The organism is Nonomuraea spiralis, from assembly GCF_014648435.1.
Lineage (GTDB): Bacteria > Actinomycetota > Actinomycetes > Streptosporangiales > Streptosporangiaceae > Nonomuraea > Nonomuraea spiralis.
This window is the reverse complement of sequence record NZ_BMRC01000012.1, coordinates 263331-290009: the sequence shown is the minus strand read 5'-3', so window position 1 is coordinate 290009 and position 26679 is coordinate 263331. Positions and strand designations below refer to the sequence as shown.

General features: G+C 72.9%; 29 protein-coding genes. 14 read left to right on the top strand and 15 right to left on the bottom strand.

Translation table 11 applies throughout. From position 1 onward, the window contains the following. Window positions 1–38 precede the first annotated feature (38 nt). The 3 genes from IEZ27_RS29480 (at window position 39) to IEZ27_RS29470 (ending at window position 3690) form a co-directional block, all read left to right on the top strand. Window positions 39–1880, top strand: a complete 1842-nt coding sequence (locus IEZ27_RS29480) for an AMP-dependent synthetase/ligase (protein WP_189650217.1) — start codon at window positions 39–41, stop codon at window positions 1878–1880. Window positions 1881–1971: 91 nt separating this feature from the next. Next, complete coding sequence (locus tag IEZ27_RS29475) at window positions 1972–3048, top strand: hypothetical protein (RefSeq protein WP_189650216.1); 1077 nt, start codon at window positions 1972–1974, stop codon at window positions 3046–3048. A gap of 150 nt (window positions 3049–3198) precedes the next feature. After that, on the top strand, window positions 3199–3690 hold the full coding sequence (locus IEZ27_RS29470) for a hypothetical protein (RefSeq protein ID WP_189650215.1): 492 nt from the start codon (window positions 3199–3201) through the stop codon (window positions 3688–3690). 80 nt (window positions 3691–3770) lie between these two features. On the opposite strand, the gene IEZ27_RS29465 is transcribed toward IEZ27_RS29470, so the two are convergent. Then, the gene (locus IEZ27_RS29465; RefSeq protein ID WP_189650214.1) at window positions 3771–4424 is read right to left on the bottom strand and encodes an NAD(P)-dependent oxidoreductase; all 654 of its coding nucleotides are present in this window, start codon (window positions 4422–4424) and stop codon (window positions 3771–3773) included. A 117-nt stretch (window positions 4425–4541) separates the two neighbouring features. Between IEZ27_RS29465 and IEZ27_RS29460 the strand changes: the two genes are divergently transcribed. The 3 genes from IEZ27_RS29460 to IEZ27_RS29450 all read left to right on the top strand — a co-directional run bounded on the left by IEZ27_RS29460 (window position 4542) and on the right by IEZ27_RS29450 (window position 6842). Beyond that, entirely contained in the window at window positions 4542–4919 is a 378-nt protein-coding gene (locus tag IEZ27_RS29460; RefSeq protein WP_189650213.1) for a winged helix-turn-helix transcriptional regulator, read from the top strand. A gap of 140 nt (window positions 4920–5059) precedes the next feature. Then, window positions 5060–6049, top strand: coding sequence for a GTP 3',8-cyclase MoaA (gene moaA, locus IEZ27_RS29455; protein WP_189650212.1), 990 nt, complete (start codon window positions 5060–5062; stop codon window positions 6047–6049). 1 nt (window position 6050) lies between these two features. Continuing rightward, window positions 6051–6842 (top strand): NTP transferase domain-containing protein, encoded by a 792-nt coding sequence (locus tag IEZ27_RS29450; protein WP_189650211.1) that lies wholly within the window; start codon window positions 6051–6053, stop codon window positions 6840–6842. Window positions 6843–7156: 314 nt separating this feature from the next. Here IEZ27_RS29450 and IEZ27_RS29445 read toward each other — a convergent pair whose 3' ends face one another. Then, the gene (locus tag IEZ27_RS29445) at window positions 7157–7471 is read right to left on the bottom strand and encodes a DUF3099 domain-containing protein (protein WP_189650210.1); all 315 of its coding nucleotides are present in this window, start codon (window positions 7469–7471) and stop codon (window positions 7157–7159) included. Between the two features lie 99 nt (window positions 7472–7570). Between IEZ27_RS29445 and IEZ27_RS29440 the strand changes: the two genes are divergently transcribed. Beyond that, window positions 7571–7783 (top strand): dodecin, encoded by a 213-nt coding sequence (locus IEZ27_RS29440; protein ID WP_125642491.1) that lies wholly within the window; start codon window positions 7571–7573, stop codon window positions 7781–7783. 155 nt (window positions 7784–7938) lie between these two features. Here IEZ27_RS29440 and IEZ27_RS29435 read toward each other — a convergent pair whose 3' ends face one another. Together IEZ27_RS29435 and IEZ27_RS29430 are read right to left on the bottom strand one after the other, a co-directional pair. Next, the gene (locus IEZ27_RS29435) at window positions 7939–9297 is read right to left on the bottom strand and encodes a metallopeptidase TldD-related protein (protein ID WP_229824456.1); all 1359 of its coding nucleotides are present in this window, start codon (window positions 9295–9297) and stop codon (window positions 7939–7941) included. A gap of 14 nt (window positions 9298–9311) precedes the next feature. After that, the gene (locus IEZ27_RS29430; protein ID WP_125642497.1) at window positions 9312–10805 is read right to left on the bottom strand and encodes a TldD/PmbA family protein; all 1494 of its coding nucleotides are present in this window, start codon (window positions 10803–10805) and stop codon (window positions 9312–9314) included. 77 nt (window positions 10806–10882) lie between these two features. On the opposite strand from IEZ27_RS29430, the gene IEZ27_RS29425 reads away from it, so the two are divergent. Both IEZ27_RS29425 and fabI read left to right on the top strand, forming a co-directional pair. Next, the gene (locus IEZ27_RS29425; RefSeq protein WP_125642500.1) at window positions 10883–11578 is read left to right on the top strand and encodes a beta-ketoacyl-ACP reductase; all 696 of its coding nucleotides are present in this window, start codon (window positions 10883–10885) and stop codon (window positions 11576–11578) included. 1 nt (window position 11579) lies between these two features. Further along, a complete protein-coding gene (fabI, locus tag IEZ27_RS29420; RefSeq protein ID WP_125642503.1) occupies window positions 11580–12344 on the top strand; it encodes an enoyl-ACP reductase FabI in 765 nt (254 codons plus the stop codon). Window positions 12345–12351: 7 nt separating this feature from the next. Here fabI and IEZ27_RS29415 read toward each other — a convergent pair whose 3' ends face one another. Together IEZ27_RS29415 and IEZ27_RS29410 are read right to left on the bottom strand one after the other, a co-directional pair. Continuing rightward, window positions 12352–13197, bottom strand: a complete 846-nt coding sequence (locus IEZ27_RS29415) for a hypothetical protein (RefSeq protein ID WP_189650208.1) — start codon at window positions 13195–13197, stop codon at window positions 12352–12354. A 127-nt stretch (window positions 13198–13324) separates the two neighbouring features. Continuing rightward, on the bottom strand, window positions 13325–14272 hold the full coding sequence (locus IEZ27_RS29410; protein WP_189650207.1) for an aldo/keto reductase: 948 nt from the start codon (window positions 14270–14272) through the stop codon (window positions 13325–13327). A gap of 145 nt (window positions 14273–14417) precedes the next feature. On the opposite strand from IEZ27_RS29410, the gene IEZ27_RS29405 reads away from it, so the two are divergent. Genes IEZ27_RS29405 through mshC form a run of 5 tightly spaced genes read left to right on the top strand, consistent with a single transcriptional unit; the run spans window position 14418 to window position 18325 of the window. Next, entirely contained in the window at window positions 14418–15104 is a 687-nt protein-coding gene (locus IEZ27_RS29405) for a histidine phosphatase family protein (protein WP_189650206.1), read from the top strand. Between the two features lie 9 nt (window positions 15105–15113). Beyond that, the gene (locus IEZ27_RS29400; RefSeq protein ID WP_189650205.1) at window positions 15114–15662 is read left to right on the top strand and encodes a DUF3090 domain-containing protein; all 549 of its coding nucleotides are present in this window, start codon (window positions 15114–15116) and stop codon (window positions 15660–15662) included. After that, complete coding sequence (locus IEZ27_RS29395) at window positions 15659–16423, top strand: SCO1664 family protein (protein WP_189650204.1); 765 nt, start codon at window positions 15659–15661, stop codon at window positions 16421–16423. The genes IEZ27_RS29400 and IEZ27_RS29395 overlap by 4 nt, the downstream gene beginning before the upstream one ends. A gap of 31 nt (window positions 16424–16454) precedes the next feature. Continuing rightward, the gene (locus IEZ27_RS29390) at window positions 16455–17111 is read left to right on the top strand and encodes an NRDE family protein (protein ID WP_125642521.1); all 657 of its coding nucleotides are present in this window, start codon (window positions 16455–16457) and stop codon (window positions 17109–17111) included. After that, window positions 17108–18325 (top strand): cysteine--1-D-myo-inosityl 2-amino-2-deoxy-alpha-D-glucopyranoside ligase, encoded by a 1218-nt coding sequence (mshC, locus tag IEZ27_RS29385; RefSeq protein ID WP_189650203.1) that lies wholly within the window; start codon window positions 17108–17110, stop codon window positions 18323–18325. Before IEZ27_RS29390 ends, mshC begins: the two co-directional genes overlap by 4 nt. A gap of 137 nt (window positions 18326–18462) precedes the next feature. Here mshC and IEZ27_RS29380 read toward each other — a convergent pair whose 3' ends face one another. The 9 genes from IEZ27_RS29380 to IEZ27_RS29340 form a co-directional block, all read right to left on the bottom strand. Next, a complete protein-coding gene (locus tag IEZ27_RS29380) occupies window positions 18463–19425 on the bottom strand; it encodes a UDP-glucuronic acid decarboxylase family protein (RefSeq protein ID WP_189650202.1) in 963 nt (320 codons plus the stop codon). Further along, window positions 19422–20294 (bottom strand): glycosyltransferase family 9 protein, encoded by an 873-nt coding sequence (locus tag IEZ27_RS29375; RefSeq protein WP_189650201.1) that lies wholly within the window; start codon window positions 20292–20294, stop codon window positions 19422–19424. The genes IEZ27_RS29380 and IEZ27_RS29375 overlap by 4 nt, the downstream gene beginning before the upstream one ends. Next, a complete protein-coding gene (locus IEZ27_RS29370) occupies window positions 20285–20515 on the bottom strand; it encodes a hypothetical protein (RefSeq protein ID WP_189650200.1) in 231 nt (76 codons plus the stop codon). Before IEZ27_RS29370 ends, IEZ27_RS29375 begins: the two co-directional genes overlap by 10 nt. Then, window positions 20512–21063, bottom strand: a complete 552-nt coding sequence (locus IEZ27_RS29365; RefSeq protein WP_189650199.1) for a nucleotidyl transferase family protein — start codon at window positions 21061–21063, stop codon at window positions 20512–20514. Before IEZ27_RS29365 ends, IEZ27_RS29370 begins: the two co-directional genes overlap by 4 nt. Beyond that, a complete protein-coding gene (locus IEZ27_RS55325) occupies window positions 21060–21317 on the bottom strand; it encodes a phosphoheptose isomerase family protein (protein ID WP_308427313.1) in 258 nt (85 codons plus the stop codon). The genes IEZ27_RS29365 and IEZ27_RS55325 overlap by 4 nt, the downstream gene beginning before the upstream one ends. 174 nt (window positions 21318–21491) lie before the next feature. Further along, window positions 21492–22679, bottom strand: a complete 1188-nt coding sequence (locus tag IEZ27_RS29355) for a glycosyltransferase (RefSeq protein WP_189650198.1) — start codon at window positions 22677–22679, stop codon at window positions 21492–21494. Then, window positions 22676–23824: a glycosyltransferase family 9 protein gene (locus IEZ27_RS29350; RefSeq protein ID WP_189650197.1), complete on the bottom strand. Its 1149-nt coding sequence runs from the start codon at window positions 23822–23824 to the stop codon at window positions 22676–22678. The genes IEZ27_RS29355 and IEZ27_RS29350 overlap by 4 nt, the downstream gene beginning before the upstream one ends. Continuing rightward, the gene (locus IEZ27_RS29345) at window positions 23821–24894 is read right to left on the bottom strand and encodes a glycosyltransferase family 2 protein (RefSeq protein WP_189650196.1); all 1074 of its coding nucleotides are present in this window, start codon (window positions 24892–24894) and stop codon (window positions 23821–23823) included. The genes IEZ27_RS29350 and IEZ27_RS29345 overlap by 4 nt, the downstream gene beginning before the upstream one ends. Then, window positions 24891–26522 carry a carbamoyltransferase family protein gene (locus IEZ27_RS29340; RefSeq protein WP_189650195.1) on the bottom strand — a complete coding sequence of 544 codons (1632 nt, stop codon included), beginning with the start codon at window positions 26520–26522 and terminating at the stop codon, window positions 24891–24893. Before IEZ27_RS29340 ends, IEZ27_RS29345 begins: the two co-directional genes overlap by 4 nt. Window positions 26523–26679 lie beyond the last annotated feature (157 nt).

The window sequence follows — 26679 nt, the reverse complement described above, 5'->3', positions numbered from 1 at the left end:
CCACCTGTGCAAGTGATTACTGACTGGAGGCGGGTGCCATGGCCGAAGTCCTCGAGGTGCGGGCCGGGATCGAGCGCGAGATCGCCGGTCGCACGGTCTGCGAACAGCTCAGGCAGGTGGCCGACCGGCACCCTGACGCACCCGCCTACTCCGACCCCGACGGCGACGGCTGGTCCACCTTGACCTACGGCCAGGCGCGGCGGCGCATCCTGGAGATCGCGGCCGGCTTCGCCGCCCTCGGCCTGGAACGCGGCGAAGCCGTGGCGATCATGATGGTCAACCGGAGCGAACACGTCCTCGCCGACCTCGGCGCGGTGCACGCCGGCGGCGTGGGCTGCACGGTCTACTCGACGTTCGCGCCCGAGCAGATCGCGTTCGTGGCCGGTGACGTGGGCGCCCGCTTCGCCGTGCTCGGGGGCCCGGCCGAGCTGGCCCGCTGGGAGCCGGTGCTCGACCGCCTCGACGGCCTGCGCCGGATCATCATGCTGGAGGGCGCCCCCGACGACGACCGCTTCATGTCCTGGGCCGACTTCCTCGACCTGGGCCGCGCCCGCCTGGCCGAGGACGAGGCCGCCGTCGAGGCCCGCTCACGGCAGGTCGCCCCCGGCGACGTCGTCACCGTGCTCTACACCTCCGGCACCACCGGCATGCCCAAGGGCGTGCCGCTCACCCACGTCAACGTCTTCTACGAGGTCGCCGCCACCGACCGCCTCACGGCGCTGCCGGTCCACGGCACCCAGATCTCCTACCTCACCTACGCCCACATCGCCGAGCGCATCCTCAGCCTCTACCTCCCGCTGGTCAAGATGTCGCACGTGCACTTCTGCACCGACCTGGCCAACCTCGGCGCCACGCTCGGCCAGGTCAGGCCGATGATGTTCTTCGGGGTGCCGCGCGTGTGGGAGAAGATGATGGCCCGGCTGCTCGCCGTGCTCGCCACGCAGCCGGAGGAGCAGCAGGCGGCCGTACGCGCGGCCATGGCCGCCGGCGCCGCCCACGTCGAGGCCGGCCAGTACGGCGGCACGATCACCCCCGAGATCCAGGCCGCCTACGACAAGGCGGACGCGTCCCTGCTGTCGGTCATCCGCGGCATGATCGGCTTCGACCGCGCCGAATGGACCGCCACCGGCGCCGCCCCCCTCCCCGCCGAGGTGCAGCACTTCTACGCCGGCCTAGGACTCAAGGTCATCGACGTCTACGGCATGACCGAGACCACCGGCGCGTTCACCGGCAACAGTCCCTCCTGCTACCGCCTGGGCACCGTCGGCAGGGCCGAGCCCGGCGTCGAGGTCCGCATCGCCGAGGACGGCGAGATCCTCACCCGCAGCCCGCTCAACACCGGCGCCTACCTCAACCGCCCCGAGGCCACCGCCGAGCTGCTCGACGCGGAGGGCTGGCTGCACACCGGCGACATCGGCACGGTCGACGACGACGGCTTCTACCGCGTAGTCGACCGCAAGAAGGAGCTCATCATCACGGCGGGCGGCGAGAACGTCTCGCCCGCCGAGATCGAGAACCACCTCAAGGAACACCTGCTCGTCGGCCAGGCCCTCGCCTACGGCGACAACCGCCCCCACCCGGTGGCCGTGCTGACCCTCGACGGCGAGACCGCGCCGGGCTGGGCGCGGGCCCGCGGCATCGCCTTCACCTCACTCGCCGAGCTGGCCGAGCACCCCGACGTGCTCAAGGAGGTCACGGCCGCCGTCGAGGCCGCCAACGCCAAGCTGGCCAGGGTGCAGCAGGTCAAGCGGTGGGCCCTGCTCGGCACCGAGTGGACCGCCGAGACCGAGGAGCTCACCCCCAGCCTGAAGCTGAAGCGCCGCGTCATCCACGCCAAGTACGCCGACGTCATCGACTCCCTCTACGGCGAGCCGCGCTGACCCCCGCCGACCCCCGCGCCCCGGCGGCTTTGCCATAAGGGGTGCGTGTCGCGGTCCTGATCATGACCGGGCGGTTCCTAGCGTCTCGCTCATGACCAGAAGTCTTCTTCTCGTCCCGCTCGCGGCGGGGACGCTCACGGTGCCCATGCACGTGCCCGCGCCCGCGCCCGTGCCCGTGCATGTGCCCGTGCATGTGTCCGTGCCCGTGCCCGCGTTTCCCGCCGCGACCGAGCTCGCCATCCGCGCCATCACCGTACGGCCCGCGGACCCGGTCGTCGGGGCCCACGACTCCGTGAGCCTCGTGATCGACGTCATCGCCCGGGGCGCGCGCGGCAAGAACGGCGTCACCGTCAAGGTCGAGCCCGGCGTCCCGCCCGGCCCGCTGCTGTCGGCCAAGCCCCCGGTCACGGACGCGCCCGCCGCCGATCCCGCCCTCCAGCCTCCCGGCCGTCCCGAGCCCCCGTCCTCCTCGGACGCCGCGCAGGAGGCCGAGCCGGGGATCGCGCCCGACACCTCGACGGGCGCCGCGCCCGGGGCCCCGGCTCCCGGCGGCGCCTCGGAGGCGCCGCCGCTGTTGCGGGCCCCGCTGCTGGAGCTGCCGCCGTCCCTGGGGGTCGGCGCCCAGCTGGAACTCCAGCGGGCCCCGGCGGCCAAGCCGTTCCCGACGCGGCAGGACTGGCGCAGGACGGAGGTTCCGCCGGCCCGCATGGCGGGCGACTGGGAGACCTGGCGTTTCCTGCCCGACAAGAAACTGAACCGCTTCTACCCGACCGGCACCTGGACCATCACCGCCACGGCCGGCGGCGCGAACGGCGCCACGGTCACCGAGTACGCCTCCTTCCAGCTCCGCCGGGCCACCCAGCTCTCGTCGGTACGGGTGGAACGATCGCCGAAGTCCGCCGCCGGCGTACGGCTGCGCGGCTCGCTGACGAGGATCGACCCGCGCGGCTTCATCGACTTCGGGCCGTACGCCAAGCAGCGGCTGGAGCTCCAGTGGCGCGCGGAAGGCTCGGCGACCTGGGAGGACGTGGGGGAGACGACGACCGACGCGGCGGGCGCGTTCATCCGGACGGTCCCGTTCCGCAGGGGCGGTCTCTGGCGCGTCCGTTTCCCCGGAAACACCCACTACGCCCCAGATGCCACAAAACCCCGACAAATCGCCATGTAATGCAATAAAACACTTAACAATGGGCGATGGAGTATTTGTCGTTATCCGATCGTGATCAACCTTGTCGCAACTTTTCTTTACCGTGGGGCGTCATTAGGCGTTGACGTGCCTCGTCCCTGGGGCGCGTTCCAGACGGGGAAGGATTGTTTGATGATGCGACGTCTAGCCGCCGCACTGGCCGCGGCAGCCGTGGGCGCCACCATGGTGGCCACCGCCGCCACGCCCGCCCTGGCGGACCCGGACCCGGACCCCGACTTCGCGGGCGGCCGTACGAGCCTCCAGCTCGACGTCAACCCGGAGCCGGCCCGGCGCGGCAGGCCCGTCACCATCGAGGGCAAGCTGTCCGTGGCCTGCGACGAGGACTACATCAACGGGTTCGTCTCGGTGCTCCACGCCGACTACTGCAAGGACAGCGAGCGCTGGCACCGTCTCGGCTGGAAGCGGGTCGAGATCCTCTTCCAGGCCGACGGCAGCGACAAGTGGGAGTACGTCGAGTCGGTGCGGACCAGCCGTGACGGTTCCTTCCGCACCGGTGAGCGGGCCTACACCTCGGGCACCTGGCGTGCCGTCTTCGAGGGCTCCCGGTACCTGGCCCCCTCCGAGGCCAAGGACTGGGTGAAGGTCTACGGCGGCCGCCACTAAGCGCCACCACCCCGGAAGCCCGGCCTCCCGGCCGGGCTTCCGGCATGTCCGGCCCCCTTCTGGCCCCCCGTCCGGCGGCCTCAGTAGCCCACGGCGACCTGGACCCGGTGGTGCCGCGGCTGCTCGATCTCGTCCACCAGCGCCACCGCCAGATCGGCGTACGAGAACACCGGCCCGCCCTCCTCGGCGGCCATGACCTCACCCCCGCCGAACCGGTGCCCCCCGGTCCGCTCCGCCCGGTCGTCGAGGACCACCGGCGGCGGCGCGATCACCACCCAGTCCAGCGCCCCGCCCTCCTCCTGGAACACCTCCAGCTCGGCCGCGTGCCCCAGCGAGAACGCCCGCGCGTCCTCCGGGAAGCCCGGCGTGTCCACCAGGCGCGTCCCCGGCGCGACCTCCAGCAGGGTGCCGATGCCCAGCGCCGCCAGCCTGGCGACACCCGCCCGCGCCAGCCCGCCGATCAGCGCCCGCGCCGCCGCCGGGTAGAACTCCGCCGACGGCACGTCCATCCGGGCGCTCGCCTGCACGGCGGCGTCGTGCCCCGCCGCGGCCTCCGCCACGCTTCCCGGATCGGTCACGTCCCCCTTGACCACCGACACACCGTCGCCGGACGGCCCGGCGTACCGGCCCGGGTCGCGCACCACGGCCGTCACCTCGTGCCCGCGCCGTACGGCCTCGGCCACCACCCGCGTCCCGGCCCGCCCCCCGGCGCCGAACACCACGATCCTGCTCATCGTCGATCACCTCGTTCACCTGGCCGGCCGGCGAACCCGGCCGCGCCCGGCAGACGGTAGACGCCCGGGGGTCACTTCCCGCAACGTAAGCGACCCCGCCCGCCTACGATGGTCGTCATGGCCGAGCCCCTGAACCCCGACATGTTCGCCGACTGCGGCCCCGCCACGCCCGTCCGCGTCGGCGACAAGTGGACCGCCAAGATCATCCGTTGCCTGGAGCAGGGCCCCAGACGCTTCACCGAGCTGCAGGCGCCGCTGCGCGGCATCACCCCGAAGGTGCTCACCGAGTCCCTGCGCGCCATGGAACGCGACGGCCTGCTCACCCGCACCGCCTACGACGAGATCCCGCCCCGCGTCGAGTACGCCCTCACCCCCCTCGGGCGCAGCCTGCTCGTCCCCATGGCGGCCGGCTGCGAATGGTCCAGACGGCACCTGGGCGAGCTCATCGACGCCCGCGAGTCCTGGCACGCCGCCCACGCCGTCCCCGCCCCCTGACCGCGGCCGAGGAATCGATCACCCTCGCGGGGCGTTGCCGCGGACGTAGGCGCGAGGCGGTTTTGAGAGCCACGCGACGGGCGTCGTAGTCTGGCTCTGCGGCGAAATCTGCGGCGAAAACGGACAGGAGGTGACGCCCCATGTTGCGAGACTCGTTCGGACGGGTGGCGACTGATCTGCGGGTGTCCCTCACGGACAAGTGCAACCTGCGCTGTACGTACTGCATGCCGCCCGAAGGGCTCGACTGGCTGCCCGGGGCCGAGCTGCTCACGGCCGACGAGATCGTCCGGCTGGTGCGCGTCGGCGTCGAGCGGCTCGGCATCACCGAGGTGCGCTACACCGGCGGCGAGCCGCTGCTCAGGCGCGAGCTGGTCGACATCGTCACCCGCACCACCGCGCTCGCCCCCCGCCCCCAGGTGTCGCTGACCACCAACGGCATCGGCCTGGCCAGGCTCGCCGGGCCGCTGGCGCAGGCCGGGCTCGACCGGGTCAACGTCTCGCTCGACACGCTCGACGCGGCCACGTTCAAGCGGCTGGCCCACCGCGACCGGCACGCCGACGTCGTCGAGGGGCTGGCCGCGGCCGAAGCGGCGGGCCTGCGCCCGGTCAAGGTCAACACCGTCCTCATGCGCGACGTCAACGACCACGAGGCCGTTCCGCTGCTGCGCTTCTGCCTCGACCACGGCTACGAGCTGCGCTTCATCGAGCAGATGCCGCTCGACGCCCAGCACGGCTGGACCCGCGAGGGCATGATCACCGCCGACGAGATCCTGGAGCGCCTGTCGGCCGCGTTCGACCTGACGCCCGACGACCTGGAGCAGCGCGGCAGCGCCCCGGCCGAGCGGTTCCTGGTCGACGGCGGCCCGGCCCGGGTCGGCGTGATCGGCTCGGTGACGCGGCCGTTCTGCGGCGCCTGCGACCGGGTCAGGCTCACGGCCGACGGCCAGGTGCGCAACTGCCTGTTCGCGACCGAGGAGTCCGACCTCAAGAGCGCCATGCGCGCCGGCGCCTCCGACGACGAGCTGGCCGCGCGGTGGATCGCGGCGGTGGCCCGCAAGCGCGCCGGCCACGGCATCGACGACCCGTCCTTCCTCCAGCCGTCCAGGCCGATGTCGGCCATCGGCGGCTAGCGTGCGCTTCGACGCGGTGATCCTGGCCGGGGGAGCGGCCCGCCGGCTCGGCGGGGCGGACAAACCCGGTCTCGCCGTCGGTGGCCGGCCGCTGGTCCAGCGTGTGGTCGCGGCGGTGTCCGGCGCGCGCCGCACAGTCGTCGTCGGCCCGCGCCGCGATCTGCCCGGAGTCGTCTTCACCCGGGAGGACCCGCCGGGCGGCGGCCCCGTGCCCGCGCTGGCCGCCGGGCTGCGCGAGGTCGGCGCGCCGTGGCTGGTCCTGCTCGCGGGCGACCTGCCGTTCCTGACGGCGGATCACGTACGCGAGCTGCTGGCGGCGGCCCGTCCCGGAGCCGGGGCGGTCATGGTCGACGACGACGGCCGCGAGCAGTGGCTTGTCGGCGTCTGGCCGGCGCCGGAGCTGCGGGCGGCGCTCGACGCCTACACCGGGCGCTCGCTCAAGGGCCTGCTCGGCCCCCTGATCGGAACGCGGCTGGCCCTGCCGGGCCGGCCGTGGTTCGACTGCGACACGATGGACGACCTGAAGGAGGCTCGCATGAACGTACTGGCCGAGTGGACCGCGCTGGTCTGCCGGGAGCTGGGCGTCGACCCGGCCCGCGTGGACCGCGACCTGGTCCTCGACCTGACCAAGGAGGTCGCCCACGGGGTGGCCAGGCCCGCCGCGCCGCTGACCGCCTACCTGCTCGGGCTGGCACAAGGGGCGGGAAGTGCCCCTGAGGACGCCGTGGCGAAACTGATCACATTGGCGAAGAACTGGGAGCAGGCGACCACTGAGACGTTGACTGACGGCTGACACTCGAACGAACTCTTGAAGTCAAGCCGTCCCCTTCCTCCAGATTTCCTGGGAATTACGAGGAGGAGGGCGGTGTAAACGATTTCGGGAAAGCGGTCCTATCGGACTCCGGCCGCCGCGCGGGACTGATCGTCCGAGGCAAAGGGCTGGCCAGGAAAAGGGCGACGCCGGGTGGTTACGGGGGCAAACCACCCGGCGTCGCTTCATCGGCGTTCCGACGGGGGCCCGGAACGCCGGCACCAGCACTCCGACGGGGGACCGGAGCGCTTGCCTAAAGCGTACACCTACAACCCATGGGATGCGTCAAGACTTAGTCACGACCCGATCTCGCGTCGATGCAGCGGTATCTCGGTTTGGTTAGCTTCGGGGGACTGAAAGTCCGGCGGCGGCGCGGGCTCACCCCGCTCATTGGCCCCGATTACGGCTATGTATGGCAAAAATACGGCCGCGGCGATGAACAGCAGCCGGTACGGCCACGGCACCGGCACCACGACCGCCAGGATCAGGCAGATCGTCCGGATGCCCATCTTGATCAGGTAGGCCACCTCACGCTTGCGGATGTCGGCCGTCAGCGACGGCCTGGCGTCCGTGACCTGGTGAACGGCCTGCTTCTTCCGCAACCCCTTCATACCTTCCACGGTAGACCTCGGGCAGGCAGGGCGCGACGACGCGTCCGGACGGTGACGGGGGTCATGCGATCATGGCCTTCGAGTAAGGAGGATGGGGAGATGACGGATCGAACGTATCGGGTCACTGAGATAGTCGGCACGTCGGGGGAGAGCCTTGACCAGGCCATCCGCAACGGCCTCCAGCGGGCCTCGCAGACCCTGCGCCACCTGGACTGGTTCGAGGTCACCGAGATCCGCGGCCACCTCGACGGAGGCGAGATCGCGCACTACCAGGTGGGCATGAAGGTGGGCTTCCGCCTGGAGGACTCCTGACCGTCCCTGGACGCCCCCGGGGCCGGCTGCCCGGCACCTGACGTCCCGTCCGCCCCCGGCACGCCCCAGCGGCGCGCTGGGGGCCGGCGCGGGGCGGAACGACGACGCCCGCCGCCGGACGTGGACCGTCCGGGCGGCGGGCGCGCGCCGGTGGGTCAGCTCGCCTGGCTGACCGTCGACATGTTGAAGTCGGGCACCCGCATCGGCGGCATCACCGTGCGCTGGAAGTAGTCGTTCCACTCGCGGGGCAGCGTGCGCTCGGCCGCGCCCACCTCCGTGACGCGCCCCAGCAGGTCGACCGGGCTCTCGTTGAAGCGGAAGTTGTTCACCTCGCCCACGACCTCGCCGTCCTCGACCAGGTAGACGCCGTCGCGGGTGAGCCCCGTGACCAGCAGCGTCTGCGGGTCGACCGCGCGGATGTACCACAGGCACGTGACCAGCAGCCCGCGCCGCGTCGAGGCGATCATCTCCTCCAGCGAGCGCGCGCCCTGCGCCGGGCCCGACACGAGGAGGTTGTCGATGCCCGGTGTCACCGGCAGCCCGCTCAGCTCCGCCGAGTAGCGGGTCTGCAGCAGCGACTCCAGCCTGCCGTCCCTGATCCAGTCGGTCGGGGCCAGCGGCAGCCCGTTGTCGAACACCGAGCTCTCCCGGCTGGAGGCGTGCGCGGTCACGAACGGCGCGCACGAGACGCCCGCGGCCCCGGGGTCGCTGGACAGCGTGATCGGCAGCGTGGCCAGCTGCTCGCCCACCCGCGTGCCGCCGCCCGCCTTGGAGAACACCGAGCGGCCGTCGAGTGCGTCCCTGGCCCCCGCCGACCAGAACAGGTAGATCATCAGGTCGGCCACCGCGCTCGGCGGCAGCAGCGTCTCGTAGCGGCCGGCGGGCAGGTCGACCCGGGTCTTGGCCCATTCGAGGCGCCGGGCCAGCGAGGAGTCGAGCGCGGCCACGTCGACGTCGGTGAAGTCGGGCGTGGACACGCCGGTCCAGGCCGAACGCTTGAGGTCGGCGGACTTGGCGTTGAGCTCCAGGCGGCCGGTCGGCTGGTCGTGCCGCAGCCGCACGCCGGTGGAGGTGCCGAGGAAGGTCGAGGTGAGGGAGTGCTCGGCGAAGCCGTAGAGCCTCCTGCCGCCGGCCTCGGCGGCCGAGAACGCCTCGCCGAGCGCGGGCGCGAACCCCTCGAACACCCCGATGTCGGTCGGGCGCACCGCGTCGTCCCAGCCGGGCGACGCCGGGCCGGCCTCGACGAGCGGGCGGGCGTCCTCGGCGGGCTGCGCCTCGCGGGCCGCCCGGTCGGCCGCCGCGACCACGTCGGCGAGCTGGTCCGCGCGTACGGCCGAGCGCGAGACCACCCCCACGCCCCGCCCCGCGACCGAGATCACGGTCAGCCGGGACGAGCGGGCCACGCCGTTGGTGGTCAGCGTGTTGCCCGCGAACCGCAGGTTGGCCGTGGACCCTTCGTCCACCAGCACCACGCAGCCGTCGTTCGCGGAGAGCTCCAGGGCCCTTTCCACCATCTCCTGCGGAGTAGTCACTTCCCGCCCTCCTGCACGGTGTTGAGGATGCGCACGCCTCTGAACAGCGCCGACGGGCATCCGTGGCTCACCGGCGCGACCTGCCCCGGCTGCCCCTTGCCGCAGTTGAAGGCGCCGCCCAGCACGTACGTGCCCGGCCCGCCGACCGCTTCCATCGACTGCCAGAAATCGGTCGTGGTGGCCTGGTAGGCGAAGTCGCGGACCTGCCCGGCCAGCTTCCCGTGCGAGATCTTGTACGCCCGCTGCCCGGTGAACTGGAAGTTGTAGCGCTGCATGTCGATCGACCAGCTCTTGTCGCCCACGATGTACAGGCCGCGCTCGACGCCCGCGATCAGCTCCTCGGTGGAGGGCCCGCCCGGCGCGGGGGCCAGCGACACGTTGGCCATGCGCTGGATCGGCATGTGGCCGGGGGAGTCGGCGAACGCGCACCCGTTGGAACGCCCGAACCCCTTCATCAGCGCCATCCGCCGGTCGAGCTGGTAGCCCACCAGGACGCCGTCCTTGACGATGTCGAAGCTCTGGCCCTGGACGCCCTCGTCGTCGTAGCCGACGGTGGCCAGGCCGTGGGTGACCGTGCGGTCGCCGGTCACGTTCATCAGCGGCGAGCCGTAGACGAGCTCGCCGAGCTGGTCGAAGGTGGCGAAGCTGGTGCCGGCGTAGGCCGCCTCGTAGCCGAGCGCGCGGTCGAGCTCGGTGGCGTGGCCGATCGACTCGTGGATGGTCAGCCACAGGTTGGACGGGTCGACCACCAGGTCGTAGTCGCCCGCCTCGACCGAGGGCGCGGCCAGCTTCTCGGCCAGCAGCTCCGGCAGGCGGGCCAGCTCGGCCGCCCAGTCCCAGCCCGTGCCGGTCAGGTACTCGTAGCCGCGGCCGACCGGCGGCGCGATCGTGGACATGTCGTCGAAGCCGCCCTCGTACGCCTTCATGGCGTTGAGCGACGGATGCACGCGCACACGCTGCTGCGTGGTCACCGTGCCCGCCGTGTCGGCGTAGAACTTCTGCTCCTTGACCTGGAGCAGCCGGGCCGAGACGTGGTCGGCGCCCTTGAGCAGCCCCGCCGACCAGTCGGCCAGCAGGGCCACCTTGTCGGACGAGGCCACCTCGAACGGGTCGACGTCGTAGTCGGAGACCCACACCGCCTCGCCGTGCACGGGCTCGGGCGCCAGCTCGATGGGCTCCCGGTTGATGGGGGCGCTCACCTCGGCCACCCGCACCGCCTGCTCGGCCACGGCGGCGGCCGCTTGCGGGGTCAGGTGGATGCCGGCCGCGAAGCCCCATGTGCCACCCTTGACCACGCGGACCGCGTACCCCAGGTCGTCGGCGTCGAGGGCGCCTTCGAGGCGGGCGTCGTACAGGCTAAGGGTCTCGGCCCTGACCCGTTCGAGGCGGAAGTCGGCGTGCTCGGCGCCCAGGTCGCGAGCGCGTTGCAAGGCGGCGTCCGCGAGCTGCCGCAGCGGCAGCTCCAGGAAATCGGCATCGATCTGGCGCATGTCCACGATCCTAACCCTGTGATCTTGTACCACCCGGACAAGGGGATACTCGCGAGTAAGAGATAGCGTCAGATGCCATGGCACGCTCTGTACTCGTCACCGGAGGCAATCGCGGCATAGGCCTCGCGATCGCCCGTGAACTCGCCGCGGCCGGCGACGCCGTCGCGGTCACCTACCGATCGGGGGAGCCGCCGGAGGGCCTGTTCGGCGTCCGCTGCGACGTCACCAGCACAGCCGAGGTGGAGGCCGCCTTCGACAAGGTCGAGGCCGAGCAGGGGCCGGTCGAGGTCCTCGTCTCCAACGCGGGCATCACCAAGGACACCCTGCTGGCGATGATGAAGGAGGAGACCTTCACCGACGTCATCGACGCCAACCTGACCGGGGCCTACCGCGTGTCCAAGCGCGCCATCAGGCCCATGATGAAGCTCAAGCGCGGCCGCATCATCCTCGTCTCCTCCGTGGTCGGCCTGTCCGGCCAGGCGGGCCAGTCCAACTACGCCGCCTCCAAGGCCGGCCTGGTCGGCTTCGCCCGTTCCCTGGCCCGCGAGTACGGCTCGCGCAACATCACCGTCAACGTGGTCGCGCCCGGTTTCGTGGCCACCGACATGACGGCCGGCCTCGACCAGGAGGCCATCGTCAAGAACATCCCCCTCGGGCGGCAGGCGGCCCCCGCGGAGGTCGCGCGCGTCGTCCGGTTCCTGGCCGGGGACGACGCCTCTTACATCACCGGGGCCGTGATCCCGGTCGACGGCGGACTTGGAATGGGGCACTGACGTGGGAATTCTCGAAGGCAAGCGGATCCTCGTGACCGGCGTGCTCACCGACGCCTCGATCGCCTTCTCGGTGGCCAAGCTGGCCCAGGAGGAGGGCGCCACGGTGGTGCTCACCGGGTTCGGGCGGCTGAGCCTGGTCGAGCGCATCGCCAAGCGGCTGCCCCAGACCCCGCCGGTGCTGGAGCTCGACGTCGCCGACACCGACCAGCTCGACACGCTGGCGGCCCGGGTGGGCGAGCACGTCGACGGGCTCGACGGCGTCGTGCACTCGATCGGGTTCGCGCCGCAGAGCGCCCTGGGCGGCAACTTCCTCAACACGCCGTGGGAGGACGTCGCCACCGCCCTGCAGATCTCCACGTACTCGTTCAAGTCGCTGGCCGTCGCGTGCCTGCCGCTGATGAAGGAGGGCGGCGCGGTCGTCGGCCTCGACTTCGACGCCTCCAGGGCGTGGCCGGTCTACGACTGGATGGGCGTGGCCAAGGCCGGCCTGGAGTCGTGCAGCCGCTACCTCGCCCGTGACCTGGGCAAGCACAACATCCGGGTCAACCTGGTCTCGGCCGGTCCGCTGCGTACGATGGCCGCCAAGTCGATCCCGGGCTTCAAGGAGTTCGAGGAGAGCTGGCCGGAGCGTTCGCCGCTGGGCTGGGACCTCACCGACACCGTCCCGGCCGCCAAGGCGTGCGTGGCCCTCATGTCCGACTGGTTCCCGGCCACGACGGGCGAGATCGTGCACGTCGACGGCGGCGCCCACGCCATCGGCGGCTGAGGGCGCCTCACGCCAGGCGGTGCCGCCCGCTGCCCGCCGGGGCCGGCTCGAACGGGATCGACTCGCTCGGCTCGGCCCGGTGCCGCCGCTGCTGCACGATCCGGGTGGCCAGCACCGCCGACCCCAGCAGGACGATCGTCAGCACCGTGCCCAGCACGTCGGAGGCCGGCGGGCTGGGCCGCACCACCCGCTGATCGCGCAGCGGCACGGCCAGCTCACGCGCGAACGGGTTGGGCCACAGCAGCTCCACCCGAGAGTCGTCGGGATCGGCGGTCGGCTCCTCGGCGGTGACCGGCCGCTCGTCGTCCATCATGTACGGCCTGTTCCGCGGCGGCGTGGGCGGCTGCGTCGGCAGCGGCGCGGTCTCCTGCTCGGTGCGCTCGCGGGGCCGCCCGGACCGCTCCGGGCGCCCGGCCTCGGGCGAGATCGTGGGGGTGGGCCGCGGGGCCAGCGTCTGGAGCACGCCCTGGTCGTCGCAGGCCAGCACCGGCAGGCACACGTCCTTCAGCGTCTCGGGCACCAGACCGGTGCCGGTGGGGCTGGGGGAGGGCCGGGCCGGGTCGGAGGATTTGCCGGGCCGGCCCGTCGGCACGGCGTCGCCGACGGTGCCGAGCACGTCGCCGGTGGTGTCCTCGACGCCCTTGGTCACCCCCTCGGTCGCGCCGCCGGTCAGGTCGTCGACCGTGCCCGTGAGCGCGCCGACGACGTCGCACAGGGTGTTGGTCACCCCCGAGAGCAGGCCGCCGTCGCGCGTGCAGTCCTGGGCGGCGGCGGAAGCGGCCGGCGCCCCCGCCGGGATCGCCCCCAGCGCCACCGCGAGCACTCCGGCCGAGATCGCGGTCCTGCTCCCCATCCGTCCCCTCCTGCGTTGCTTACGGAGGAAATCTTTATGGACAACGCCCGTCAGACGCAGGCTTTTTCCCGGTAAAGTTGCGATTCGGTATCGACTAGTGATACGCGAGACTGTCTCTCGTTCGGTGTCAGTCGAGTGAGGACACGTCATCGAGCGCCTCCCTGATCTCGATCGGGAGCACGACGTCCTCGGCCGACAGGATGCCCTTGAGCTGGGCGTGCGTACGCGCACCGACGATCGCCGAGGCCACCCCCCGCTGGTCGCGCACCCACGACAGCGCCACCGCCAGCGGCGAGACGCCGAGCCCGTCGGCGGCGGTCATGACCGACTCGACCACGCTGCGGCCGCGATCGTCGAGGTAGGGGCGGACGAAGTCGGCGAAGTGCGGCGTCGCGGCGCGGGAGTCGGCCGGGATGCCGGTGCGGTACTTGCCGGTCAGCACGCCCCGGCCGAGCGGCGACCAGGCCAGCACGCCGACGTCGAGGTGGGCCGCGGCGGGCAGCAGCTCGCGCTCGGGCTCGCGGGCCAGCAGGGAGTACTCGACCTGGGCCGAGGTGATGGGGATGCGGCCGGGGACCGACTTCTGGGTGACCGCGGCGGCGGCGAGCTGCCAGCCCGCGTAGTCGCACACCCCGGCGTAGACGGCGCGGCCCGAGGAGACGATCGCGTCGAGGGCGGCCAGGGTCTCCTCCAGCGGCACCTCGGTGTCGTAGGTGTGGAGCTGCCACAGGTCGACGTAGTCGAGACCGAGCCGGTTGAGCGAGTCGTCGACGGCGGCGATCAGGTGGCGCCTGGAGGCGTCGCGCGGCCGGCGGCCGTTGGGCGTCACCACGGCCTTGGTCGAGATCACCAGCTCCGAGCGCGGCACCGAGTCGCGCAGCATGCGGCCGAGCAGCCGCTCGGAGTCGCCGCCGGTGTAGACGTCGGCGGTGTCGACGAGGGTGCCCCCGGCGTCGAGGAACGCACGGAGCTGGGCGGCCGCCTCCTCCGCGTCGGTGTCACGGCCCCAGGTCATCGTGCCGAGCCCCAGCCGGGACACCGACAGGCCGCTGCGGCCGACGTAGCGCTGCTCCATGATCCCGCCAGGTTACCAAGAACACGCCCGCCCGGCAGTCCGCCGCACCAATGTCCTGCCTGGTGAGGACCGTGAAAGCGGGCGGAGGTGAAGATTTCTCACAGGTTGGTGAAACGTGGTGATCCGCGCCTGCGACACTTGCTGGGTGACGACCCTTCTGCTGGCCCGCCACGGGCTGACCGACCTCACCGGGCCGGTGCTGGCCGGGCGCACCCCGGGGGTGCATCTCAGCGAGGCGGGGCGGGCGCAGGCCGAGGCGCTGGCCGGGCGCGTCGCCGGCGTCCGGCTCGACGCCATCGTCTCCAGCCCGCTCGAACGGTGCCGCGAGACCGCCGAGGCCGTCGCCAAGGGACGCGGGGCGCAGGTGCGGGTGGACGAACGGCTCATCGAGTGCGGCTACGGCACCTGGACGGGGCGGCCGCTCAAGGAACTCGCCGAGGAGCCGTTGTGGCAGACCGTGCAGGCGCATCCGAGTGCGGTGACATTTCCGGAAGGGGAGGCGCTGGCCGATATGCAACATCGGGCGGTCGCCGCGGTCCGGGAGTGGAATCAACGCCTCGGGTTGAAGGGTGTCTACCTGGCGTGCACCCACGGAGACGTCATCAAGGCCATCGTGGCGGACGCGCTGGGCCTCCACCTCGATCATTTTCAGCGGATAACGGCCGATCCTGCGGCTCTCACCGTCATTCGCTATGCCCCCTTGCGTCCCTTTGTTCTCAGGATTAACGATATGGGGGAATTGCGGTTGCCCGAGGATTCGGAGGAGAAAGACGGGGGAGAAAACATCACCGGGAGCGATGCCGCCGTCGGCGGTGGACCCGGGACCACGTAAGGTCAGGCTATGCCGGTCTTCGACTACGACCCACCGGAGAGGTTCGTCGCCGGCGCCCTGGGGCAGCCGGGCGCGCGGGTCTTTTTTCTGCAGGCCAGGGCCGAGGGCAGACTGACCACCGTGGCGCTGGAGAAGCTGCAGGTGGCCGCGCTCGCAGGCAGGCTCGACGAGCTGCTCGACGAGGTCCTGCGCCTCAGCGGGGGCACCGCGCACGTGCCCGCGCTGGCCCCGGCCGACCTGGCCGACGACGCTCCCCTCGACGTGCCGGTCTCGGAGGACTTCCGGGTCGGCACCATGGCACTGGCCTGGGACGCCGACAGGTCCCAGGTGGTGATCGAGGCCCAGGAGGTCATCGACGAGGACGACCTCGACAGTCCCGACCCGGCCGTGCTGCGGGTGCGGATCAGCGCCGGGACCGCGCGCGCCTTCACCCGCAGGGCGCTCCAGATCGTGGCGGCGGGCCGGCCTCCCTGTCCCCTGTGCGGGCAGCCCCTCGACGCCGAAGGCCATGTCTGCGTCCGACTCAACGGCTACCACGGGGGTGAGGCGGCTTCATGACCGCTCCTGAGAGCGAACCGGCCGTCAAGCCGCCACATGCGCCCGTGATGCAGGAGGAGGAGGCGCTCACGCTGCTGCGCGACGGGCGCCTGGAGGTGGCCGGCCGCCTGGTCGAGGCGACCAACATGACCCTCTACTGCTCGATCAAGCTCGGCGGGCGCAACGCGGCCTGCGTCTACAAGCCCGTACGCGGTGAGCGTCCGCTGTGGGACTTCCCCGACGGCACCCTCGCCGCCCGTGAGGTGGCCGCGTACGAGGTGTCCCAGGCGACCGGCTGGCGCATCGTGCCGCCGACCGTCTACCGCGAGGGCCCGTTCGGTCCCGGCATGTGCCAGCTCTGGATCGACACCGAGCGCGAGATCGACCTGATGCGGCTGGTCAAGAGCCGTAATCCGGTGGTGCGCCGGATGGCGGTGTTCGACGCGGTGGTCAACAACGCCGACCGCAAGGGCGGTCACCTGCTGCCGCTGCCGACCGGCCACGTCTACGGGGTCGACCACGGCGTCTGCTTCTCGGCCGAGGACAAACTGCGTACCGTGTTGTGGCAGTGGCGGGGCAAGCCGCTGGCCCGCGAGGCGGTGGCGGTGCTGGCCAAGCTGGAGCGCGACCTGGAGTCCGGCTCGCTGGGGCGCAGGCTGCGCGAGCTGCTCACGCTGGCCGAGGTGGAGGCCACCTGGCGGCGGGTCAGGCGGCTGCTGGACACCGGCGTCCACCCGTATCCGTCGGAGGGGTGGCCCGCCGTTCCCTGGCCCCCGATCTGAGGACTCGCGGGGGTTTTATACCCTTTGCCGCATGTGCACGTTGATCGTGAGAACCGGGGAGCCGCTGACCCTCATGGGCGTGCGGGACGAGCTCACCGACCGCCCCTGGGAGGCGCCGGGGGAGCACTGGCCCGACCACCCCGGTGTGATCGGCGGACGTGACCTCAAGGGAGGCGGCACCTGGATGGCCGTCTCCCCGACGGCCCGCCGTGCCGCCGCCCTGCTCAACGGCCGCGGCCGGGAGGCCCCCGAGACCACGAGGATCTCCCGCGGCGACCTGGCCCTGCACGCGGTGTCCACGGGCGCGGTGCCGGACGTCGACCTGACCCGCTACGACCCCTTCCACCTCGTCCTCGCCGACCTGGCCGGGGTGCGCCTGTTCAGCTGGGACGGCGACCGCCTCACGGACTCGGCGCTGCCCGAGGGCACCAGCATGGTCGTCAACACCGGCCTCGACCCGGACGCCGAGCGGGTGCGGGCGTACCTGCCGCGCTTCGCGAGCGCGGCCGACTGGGGAGAGCTCATCACCGGCGCCCACTCCGCGCGGCCCGACGCCCTCCTGATCCGCCACACGCTGCCCGACGGCCGGGTCTTCGCCTCGCTGTCGGTGATGCGGGTCACCCTCGCGCACGACGACGCCGCCTACGAGTTCACGGACCTTACGGCACGGATAGGCTCAAAGGCATGAGATCGTGGTCTGCCCAGAACATCCCCAAGCTCCCAGGTGAGAGCGTTCCGCTGCGTCTCTTCGACACGACTACCAAGCAGGTGCGGCAGACCGACCCCGGTCCCACCGCCAGGATGTACGTCTGCGGCATCACCCCCTACGACGCCACCCATCTCGGCCACGCCAACACCTACCACGCCTTCGACCTGGTGGGCCGGATGTGGCGGGACGCCGGGCACGAGGTGCATTACACCCAGAACGCCACCGACGTGGACGACCCGCTGCTGGAACGGGCCGCCCAGACCGGCGTCGACTGGCAGGACCTGGCCGAGCGCGAGATCGAGTTGTTCCGCACCGACATGGAGGCCCTGCGCATCCTGCCGCCCCGCGAGTACGTGGGCGTCACGGAGGTCGTGGGCCACGTGGCCGACCTGATCACCCAGCTCGCCGCCAAGGGCTACACCTACGATCTCGACGGCGACGTCTACTTCAACGTCGCCGACGCCCCCAAGTTCGGCCAGGTGTCCGGCTACGGCGAGGCCGAGATGCTGGCCCTGTCCGCCGAGCGCGGCGGTGACCCCGACCGGCCCGGCAAGCGCCACCCGCTCGACTGGCTGCTGTGGCGGGCCGAGCGGCCGGGCGAGCCGTCCTGGGAGTCGAGCCTCGGCCGGGGGCGTCCCGGCTGGCACATCGAGTGCACCGCGATCGCGCTGCGCAACCTGGGCGCCGGCTACGACGTGGCCGGCGGCGGCTCCGACCTGATCTTCCCTCATCACGAGTGCGGCGCCTCCGAGGGCCACGCGGCGACGGGGGAGTGGCCGTTCGCCAAGTTCTACACGCACGCGGGCATGGTGGCGCTCGACGGCGAGAAGATGTCGAAGTCGAAGGGCAACCTGGTCTTCGTCAGCCGGCTGCGGCAGCAGCACGACCCGATGGCCGTCCGGCTCGTCCTGCTGGCCCACCACTACCGCGAGGACTGGGAGTACACGCCCGGCCAGCTCGCCGACGCCGAGCGCCGGCTCGCGCTGTGGCGCTCGGCCGTCTCGCTGGACGGGGCGCCCGGGGCCGACGAACTGCTGGCCACGGTACGCGAGCGGCTGGCCGACGACCTCGACTCGCCGGGGGCGCTGGCCGCGATCGACGCCTGGGCCGAGCGGGCCCTGGCCGAAGGCGGATCCCGGTCCCCCGACCTGGTGAAGGACCTGGCCGACGCCCTGCTCGGCGTCGCACTCTAGACCCACCGCAGACCCACCGCCCTCCTTTGCCGGCGAGCGCCGGGCACGGCGGGCACGGCGGGCACGGTCGTGGGCCGGGCTTTTCGCGGCCCGGCCCACGACCTCCCGTGGAGCCGCCGATCCCTCGGCACCCTCCGTCACACGCGCAGCGCCTCCAAGTGCTCGTCCGCCGCCAGTTCCGCGGCGAACCACTCGATCGTGCGCCGCAATCCCTCCTGGGCGGGCACCTCCGCCCGCCACCCCAGCCGCTCGGCGGCCAGGGTCGTGTCCGGCCTGCGCACCTTCGGGTCGTCGGCGGGCCGGTCGATGAACTCGATCTCCGAGGCCGATCCGGTCAGGTCGCGGACGAGGCGGGCCAGCTCCAGCATGGTCAGCTCGTCCGGGTTGCCGATGTTGACCGGGCCGGGGAAGTCGCTGCGGGCCATGGCCAGGATGCCCGACACGGTGTCGTCCACGTAGCAGACGGACCTGGTCTGGGAGCCGTCGCCGGTGATGGTGAGCGGCTCGCCCCTCAGCGACTGCCGGATGAACGTGGGGATCGCCCGCCCGTCGAACGGGCGCATCCGCGGGCCGTAGGTGTTGAAGATCCGTACGATCCCGGTGTCGGTGCCGCGCGAGTGGCGGTAGGCGGTGGTCAGCGACTCGGCGAAGCGCTTGGCCTCGTCGTACACGCTGCGCGGGCCGACCGGGTTGACGTTGCCCCAGTACGTCTCCTTCTGCGGGTGCTCCAGCGGGTCGCCGTACACCTCGCTGGTGGACGCCAGGACGAACCGGGCGCCCTTCTCCCTGGCCAGCCCGAGCGCGTGCAGGGTGCCCACGCTGCCCACCCGCAGCGTCTCGATCGGGTAGCGCAGGTAGTCGGCCGGCGAGGCGGCCGAGGCGAAGTGCAGGACGAGGTCCACCCGGCCGGGCACGTGCACGTACCCGGTCAGGTCGCTCTCGATGAGCCGGAAGGCCGGGTTGTCCAGCAGGTGCTCGACGTTGCGCGGGCCGCCGGTCAGGAAGCTGTCCATGCAGATGACCTCGGCGTCCTCGGCCAGCAGGCGTTCGCACAGGTACGAGCCGAGGAAGCCGGCCCCGCCGGTGACCAGAGCCTTCATGACGTGACCTCCAGAGCTGCGTCGACGACCTCGGACACCTCGATCTTCAGCAGGCCGGGGTCCGGGCGCCGGCCGTGCGGGTCGCCCTTGTGGCCGGCCCACAGGGCCACGTGCCGCCATCCGGGCGGCGGGCCCCACTCCGACGGCGGGACCGGGCCGAACAGCACCACCGACGGCACGCAGAACGCCGTCGCCAGGTGCGCGACCCCGGTGTCGCCGCAGACCACCAGCCTGGCCCTGCTGACCAGGTCGATCAGGTCGGCCAGGCAGGTGCGCCCGGCCAGCACGCGCTCCTCGGGCAGCCCGGCCAGCTCGGCGACCCTCCTGGCGATCGGCACCTCCTCGGCGTTGCCGGTGACGACCACGTCGTCCAGCGCCGCCGCCACCTCGGCGAACCGTTCGGGCGGCCAGCGCCGCGCCGGGTAGGCGGCGCCCGGATGCACGATCACGGGCCCGGTCCGGTCGGAGATGCCGAGCGTCAGGTCCGCCGGGTCGGCCGGGATGCCGTGCCACTCCAGCAGGCCGCACCAGCGCCGCACCTCGTGCACGCCGTCCTGCCAGGGTGGGCCGACGCCGAAGCTGATCAGCCGGCCCGGGTCGCCGGCCCGCAGCGCCTCGATGCTCTGCGGCCCGCTGCCGTGCAGGTTGACCGCGATGTCGGCCCGCTCGAACGGCACCGGCCCCGGCCCCCTCACGTCCACCTGGTCGTCCACCGCGCCGGTCAGCGGCAGCAGGGCCGCGAGGGACCGGGGCGCCGCCAAGGTGATGCGGTGCCGGGGGAACGACTGGCGCAGGGCCCGCAGCGCGGGGACGGCCGTGAGCAGATCACCCAGGCCGAGCCCGCGCAGCGCCAGCAGTTCTAGGACCATGACGTCTCCGTGGAGGGGCAGACGACCAGCTCCCTGACCCCGCAGCCGGCCGGCTGCGGCAGCGCGAACACGACGGTCTGGGCGACGACGGCGGCGACGTGGTCGAAGCGCTGGTCCGGCTCGCGTACGTCCACCACGAGCGCGCGCCAGCCCTCCTTCTCGACCGCTTCGGCGGTGGCCAGGCCGAGTCCCGAGGCTCCCCCGGCGATCAGAACATTCACTGGATCTCCCTGATCAGATTGCTGGTCGAACGTCCCGGCAGCGTGCTGAGCGCGACGAACTCCGCGCCCAGCCGCTCCAGGGCCCGTGACTCGGGCAGGACCTCCCCCTCGTAGTCCCCGCCCGTCACCCACACGTCGGGCCGCAGCAGCTCGATGGACTCGGCCGGGGTGTCCTCCTCGAACACCAGGACCGCGTCCACGCAGCTCAGCGCCCGCAGCACCTCGACCCGGTCACGCGCGTCGACGACGGGCCTGGACGAGCCCTTCAGCCTGCGTACCGAGTCGTCGGAGTTGACGCAGACGACGAGAGCGTCGCCGAGCCGCTGTTCCCGGGTCCTGACGGCGGCGGCGCCGATCGCGGTGATCAGCACGACCTCGGCGCCGTCCCGCGCGGCCAGCACCGCGGCCAGGCCCCCGCCGCCGGGGCGGGCGTGCTCGGCCGCGACGTCGACCACCGGGACCGGCGCGTCCGGGCACAGCCGTTCGCTCTCGCCCTGGACGTCCACGTCGAGCAGCGTGTCGCCGATGACGACCAGGGGGCCCGTCACAGGGCCTCCTCGATGGCGTCGCAGAGCAGGTGGATCATGGCGAGGTGCACGTTCTGCACGGTGGCCGTCTCCTCGGCGGGCACGGCCACCGCCTCGTCGCACTGGCCGGCCGGCGGGTTCGGCGCGGGCCCGGTCAGCGCCCAGGCGGCGATGCCGGTCTCCTGGGCCGCCCTGGCCGCGGCCGGCACGTTCGGGCTGCCGCCGCCGGCCGACAGGCACACCAGCACGTCGCCGGGGCGGCCGTGCGCGCGCACCTGGCGGGCGTAGGTGCTGGGCCTCGGCCGCCGGCCCGCCGTTGCCGCAGGCCGGCAGCCGGCCCCCCGCCGACAGCACGCCGGCCGGCTTCCCGCCCCGGACGCGGATGGTGGCCGCGTGGTCGTCGACCTTCTCCAGTGTGTTCCAGAGCTTTTCGAGACGACTGTCCATGATCAACCCCCGAGAGCCGCCAGGCGGCAGAGCCTGCCGTCGATGACCTGCGTGTACACCGCCTCGGTGCGCTCGGCGATGTGGGACCAGCCGTACCGCTCGCGGGCGCGCCGGGCCCCCGCGGCGCCCAGCGCCGCGCGCCGGTCCGGGTCGCCGAGCACGTCGCGCAGCGCCCTGGCCAGCGCCCGCGGGCGGCGCGGCGGGACCAGCACGCCGCAGCCCGCGACCGTGTCCAGGTGGCCGCCGACCGCCGAGGCCACGACGGGCACGCCGCAGGCCATCGCCTCGACCGGGACCATCCCGAACGGCTCGTACCAGGGCACGGTCACCACGACGTCGGCCGCGCGCATCAGCGCGGGCACCCGCGCGCGCGGCACGCTGCCGATCAGGTGCACCCGGTCCTGGAGCCCGTACGCCGCGGCCAGCTCGCGCAGCCGGCCGGTCTCCTCGTCGTCCTGGCCGCCGCCGGCGATCACCAGGTCGGCGTCCGGGAGCTGGCGCAGCGCGGCGATCACGGTGTCCACGCCCTTGCGCGCCACCATGCGGCCGATGCTGAGCACCACCTTGGCGCCCGCGCGCGGCGCGACCGGCCCCTCCGGGCAGAACGACGTCAGGTCCACCCCGCAGGGCACCACCGTGACGCGCCGCTCCGGGACGCCCATCGCGCACAGCTCGCCCACCTCGTCGCCGCAGGTGGCCAGCACCGCGTCGGCCCGCTTGCCGATCTCGCGCTCGGTGTCGACGCGATGGGCCGGGCTGGTGTCGGCCTCGCCCTGCCAGCGCCGCTTGACGGTCCCGAGCGCGTGGAAGGTCTGCACCACCGGCACGCCATCGGCGGCCTGCAACGCCGCCTGGCCGCTCATCCAGAAGTGCGCGTGGGCCACGTCCGGCGGGTTCGCCGCCCACCGCTCGGCCAGGCGTTCGGTGAACTCGGGCATGTACGGCGGCAACTCGTCCTTCGGCACGACCGCGGCCGGCCCCGCCCTGACGTACTCGACCGTGACGCCGGGCGCCAAGGTCACCGTGTCCGGCTGCGACTCCGACGAGCGCCTGGTGTGGACGACGACGGTGTGCCCTCGCTCGGCCAGGGCGACGGCCAGGTGCGCGACGTGGACGTTCTGCCCGCCCGCGTCCACGCCGCCGATCGCCGCCAGCGGGTCGGCGTGCTCCGAGATGAGATCGACCTTCACTGCGCCAGCTCCCTCACTGCCTTGACCACCTGCTCACTGGTCACCATGGACAGGCACGGGTGCCCGGCCACCGGGCAGGTGCGCGCCCTGCTTCCTCGACAGGGCGCCTGCTGGTCGCCGAGCAACACCGTTGGCACGCCGTACGGGGCCCATCGAGCGGCGGGGACGACCGGGGCGAACAGGCTCACGACCGGTGTGCCGACCGCCGCGGCCAGGTGCGCGGGACCGGTGTTGCCGGCCACGAGCACGCTGGCCCGTTCGAGCACGGCGGCCAGTTCGGCGAGCGTGGTCCCGCCTCCGAGGTCGGCTGCCACGTCGCCGGCCACGTAGGCGGTGAGGTCACGTTCTGTGCCGGTCACGACGACCCGGTGCCCGTCGTCCACCAGCTCCCTGACGGCCTGCCGACACCTCTCGGCCGGCCACGTTCTGGCGGGGGCTGACGTCCCTGGATGCACCACGACGTACGCGCGTTCGTCGGCAGCGGCGCCGACGCCTAGAAGGTGCCCGATTTCCGGGCCTATATCCGGCAAGGGCCGCCGAACAGCCAGTTTGCCGTCATCGCCGGGTGCCAGCTCGAACCCGGCCGCCCGCGCGACGGCCAGCATGCGCTCCGCCTCCGGCACGTCGAGCGTCTCGTCCACGACGTGCCGCACGTCCAGGAGGGCGCCGGGGGAGTCGTCGCTGATCGCGGAGATCCGCCGTACGCCGGCCAGGCGCAGCAGCAGGGCCAGCGGCAGCGCCGACTGGTGGAAGGAGGTGAGGATCAGCGCCTCGTCCACGCCCTTGACCCGGGCGACCAGGTCGGCCACCTGGGGGTTGGACACGGGTGCGGGGGAGTGGTCGATCCACGGCGCCCGCCACTCGATCACCCGGTCCACGCCGGGCAGCAGCTCGGCGGCCGCCCTGCCGTTCGGGCCGGCCAGGAAGACCAGCTCGCCGGCGAGCGTGCGCACGGCACGTGTGGCGGGACCGGCCAGCAGGACGTCCCCGGCGTCGTCGAGCCGCGCCACCAGGACGCGCCCGCGGCCGCCGCCGCTCCCGGCCTTCTCCTCCGGGGCGGCCTCGGCGGCCTTGCCGTGTTTACGTCCCTTCCCGGCGTTCGTACGGGCCCGGCCGCACGGCGGCGCCGGCCTGCGACGTCTCATCGCCGCCACTTCCATTCCCCCCGGAGCCGGTGCACGCAGGCGACCGGCGGGATCAACAGGCTGGTGACGACCATGCGCCACACCTCGCGCGCGGTACGCGGCCCCGGGGCGATGCGCCGCCAGGCGAACTCGGCGGTCATCGCGGCCCACAGGGCTTCGGCGAGCGCGGCCAGCACCGGCAACACCCGCCACCCGCCGTGCTCCCGCCAGCCCCCGTCGAGCACGCGGGTCCGGGGCATGGCGAGCAGACGGGCCGAAGCGGGCGGGCGGGCCGAAGCGGGCAGACGGGTCGAAGCGGGCGGGCGGGGCGTGGCGGGGGCGCGGGTCAGGGGCGCGGCCAGGACGAGGGACGTCGCCGCGAGCCCGGCGGCCGAGGTGACGGCGTGCCGCCGCAGCCTGCCGCCGGAGCCGCCGATGTCCCGCCGCCACCGCGGCCCGTGCAGCCGCCGCATCAGCGCGTCGTCGGCGTTGCCGCGCTGGAAGCGCACGCCGGCCCAGAACCCGTCCTCGCGCACCGGATGCGCCGTCACCCGCTCGCCCACGATCAGCCGGTGTCCCGCCCGTTCCACCCGCAGCACGATGTCGGCGTCCTCCCGGTAGGCCCGGGGGAACCGTTCGTCGAACCCGCCGATCCGCTCCAGCGCCGAACGCCGGTAGGCCATGTCGGCCGTCACCCACGACGTTCGCGACAACCCCGCCGTGTTCCGCTCGGCGTCGGTGGGCCGCCGCCCGGCCGGCAGCGGCACCTCGATGCGGCCCTGGCTGCCCGCCACGTCGTCGGGCAGGTCAGCCAGGTCCTTCCTGACCGCCTCGGCCCACCCGGGCCCGGGGACGACGTCGTCGTCGAGGAACACCACCCAGGGTGTCCCGGCGGCCCGCCAGCCCGCGTTGCGCGCCGCGGCCGGGCCACGGCCGCCGGAGCGCACGACCCGTACGTGACCGGGCAGCTCCAGCTCACCGGCGCCCGCCCGCCGGTCGTCCACCACGATCACGGGCGCCGCCGAGCCCACGGCCGCCAGCGTCCTGCGCAGCGTGGCACGGCCGATGGTGGGGATCACGACGGTGATCACGAGCCGAACACCTCCCCGCGCCGCACCAGGTACGGCCCCAGCGCCAGCACGTCCACCGGGGAGGAGCCGAAGCACTCCAGCGCGTCACGGGGATCGTCGGCCATCGGCCGGCCGGCGGTGTTCAGGCTGGTGTTGACCACGACCGGCAACCCCGTCCGCGCCTCGAACTCGGTCAGCACCCGCGCCATCAGCGGATCGGCGTCCGGCGAGATCGTCTGGATGCGCGCCGTGCCGTCCACGTGCACCACCGCCGGGATCCGCTCCCGCCAGGGATCGCGTACGTCGTGCACGAACAGCATGTACGGCGAGGGCACCGGCCCCCGCCCGAAGATCTCCGGCGCCCTGGACTCCAGCACCATGGGCGCGATCGGCCGGAACTGCTCGCGCCCCTTGACGTCGTTGAGCCGCTCGGTGTTGCGCGCGTGCCCCGGATGGGCCAGCAGCGACCGTTGCCCGAGCGCCCGCGGCCCGTACTCGGCCCGGCCCTGGAACCAGGCCACGATCCGGTCGGCGGCCAGCTCGGCCGCCACCGCCGCGCCCAGGTCCGCGGGCCGCGTGTACGGCACCCGCGCCACGTCCAGGAAGGCGGCCAGCTCCTCGTCGGTGAACCCCCGCCCGAGCGCCGCGCCCGGCATGGGACCGGCCGGCTCGCCGTGGGCCTGGGCCAGGTGCAGCGCGCCGCCCAGCGCCGTGCCGGAGTCGCCGGCGGCCGGCTGGGCCCACACCTCCTCGAACGGCCCCTCGGCGAGCAGCCTGGTGTTGGCCACGCAGTTGAGCGCGACGCCCCCGGCCAGCGCGAGCCGCCGTTCGCCGGTGCGCTCGTACAGCCAGCCGGCCAGCTCCAGCAGCACCTCCTCCAGCCGGGCCTGCACACTGGCGGCCAGGTCGGCGTGGTCGGAGGTCCAGGGCTCGCCCGCGGCCAGGGCCTTGACGTAGACGTTCCAGTCGACCGGTTCGACCCGGAAGCCGCCGTCGCCGGTCGTGTGGACGATCTCGCGCAGCGACTCCAGGTGGCGCGGCCGGCCGTAGGAGGCCATGGCCATGACCTGGTACTCGTCGCCGGAGCGCAGGAAGCCCAGGTGCTGGGTGACGTCCTCGTACATGAGGCCGAGCGAGTGCGGCAGCTCCTGCGTGGCCAGCACCTCCAGCTCGCCGTCACGGTAGCGGCCGGCGAGGTGGGAGACGTTCTCGCCGCGCCCGTCGCACACCAGCACCGCGCAGTCGCGCCAGGGCGAGGCCAGGCCCGCCGAGGCGGCGTGGGCCACGTGGTGCGGCACGTACGAGACCTGCCCGGGGTCCAGGCCCGGCAGGGCGGTCGCCAGGAACGCCGGCGCCCGGACGGCGTACTTGGTGCGCAGGTCCTCCCAGTCGCCCTCGGGCCGCTGGACCACCAGGGCCGGGTCGTAGGAGTAGGCCACGGCGTCCAGGTCCTCCGGGGCGAGGCCCGCCTCCCGCAGGCACCACGCGGCGGCCTGCTCGGGCAGCTCCCACGCCGAGAACGCCAGCGGCCGCTTGCCGTGCTTCCGGCGGCTGAAACGTTCCTCCTCCGCCGCGGCCACGATCTTCCCGTCGACGACCAGGGCCGCCGCCGGATCGTGGAAGATCGCGTTGATGCCGAGAAACTTCATCGATTCCTCCCCCGCAGATGCCGGGAACCGCTACCGAGAGAAGCGGCTCTCAAACCTGCATCCACCTTGGGAGAGGGGAAAACGGGCAAATCCGTCCAGATTTGGTCACTCTGTGTAATTGTTTGCCGGATGGAGGGCCGGGTAGCTGCCGGACACG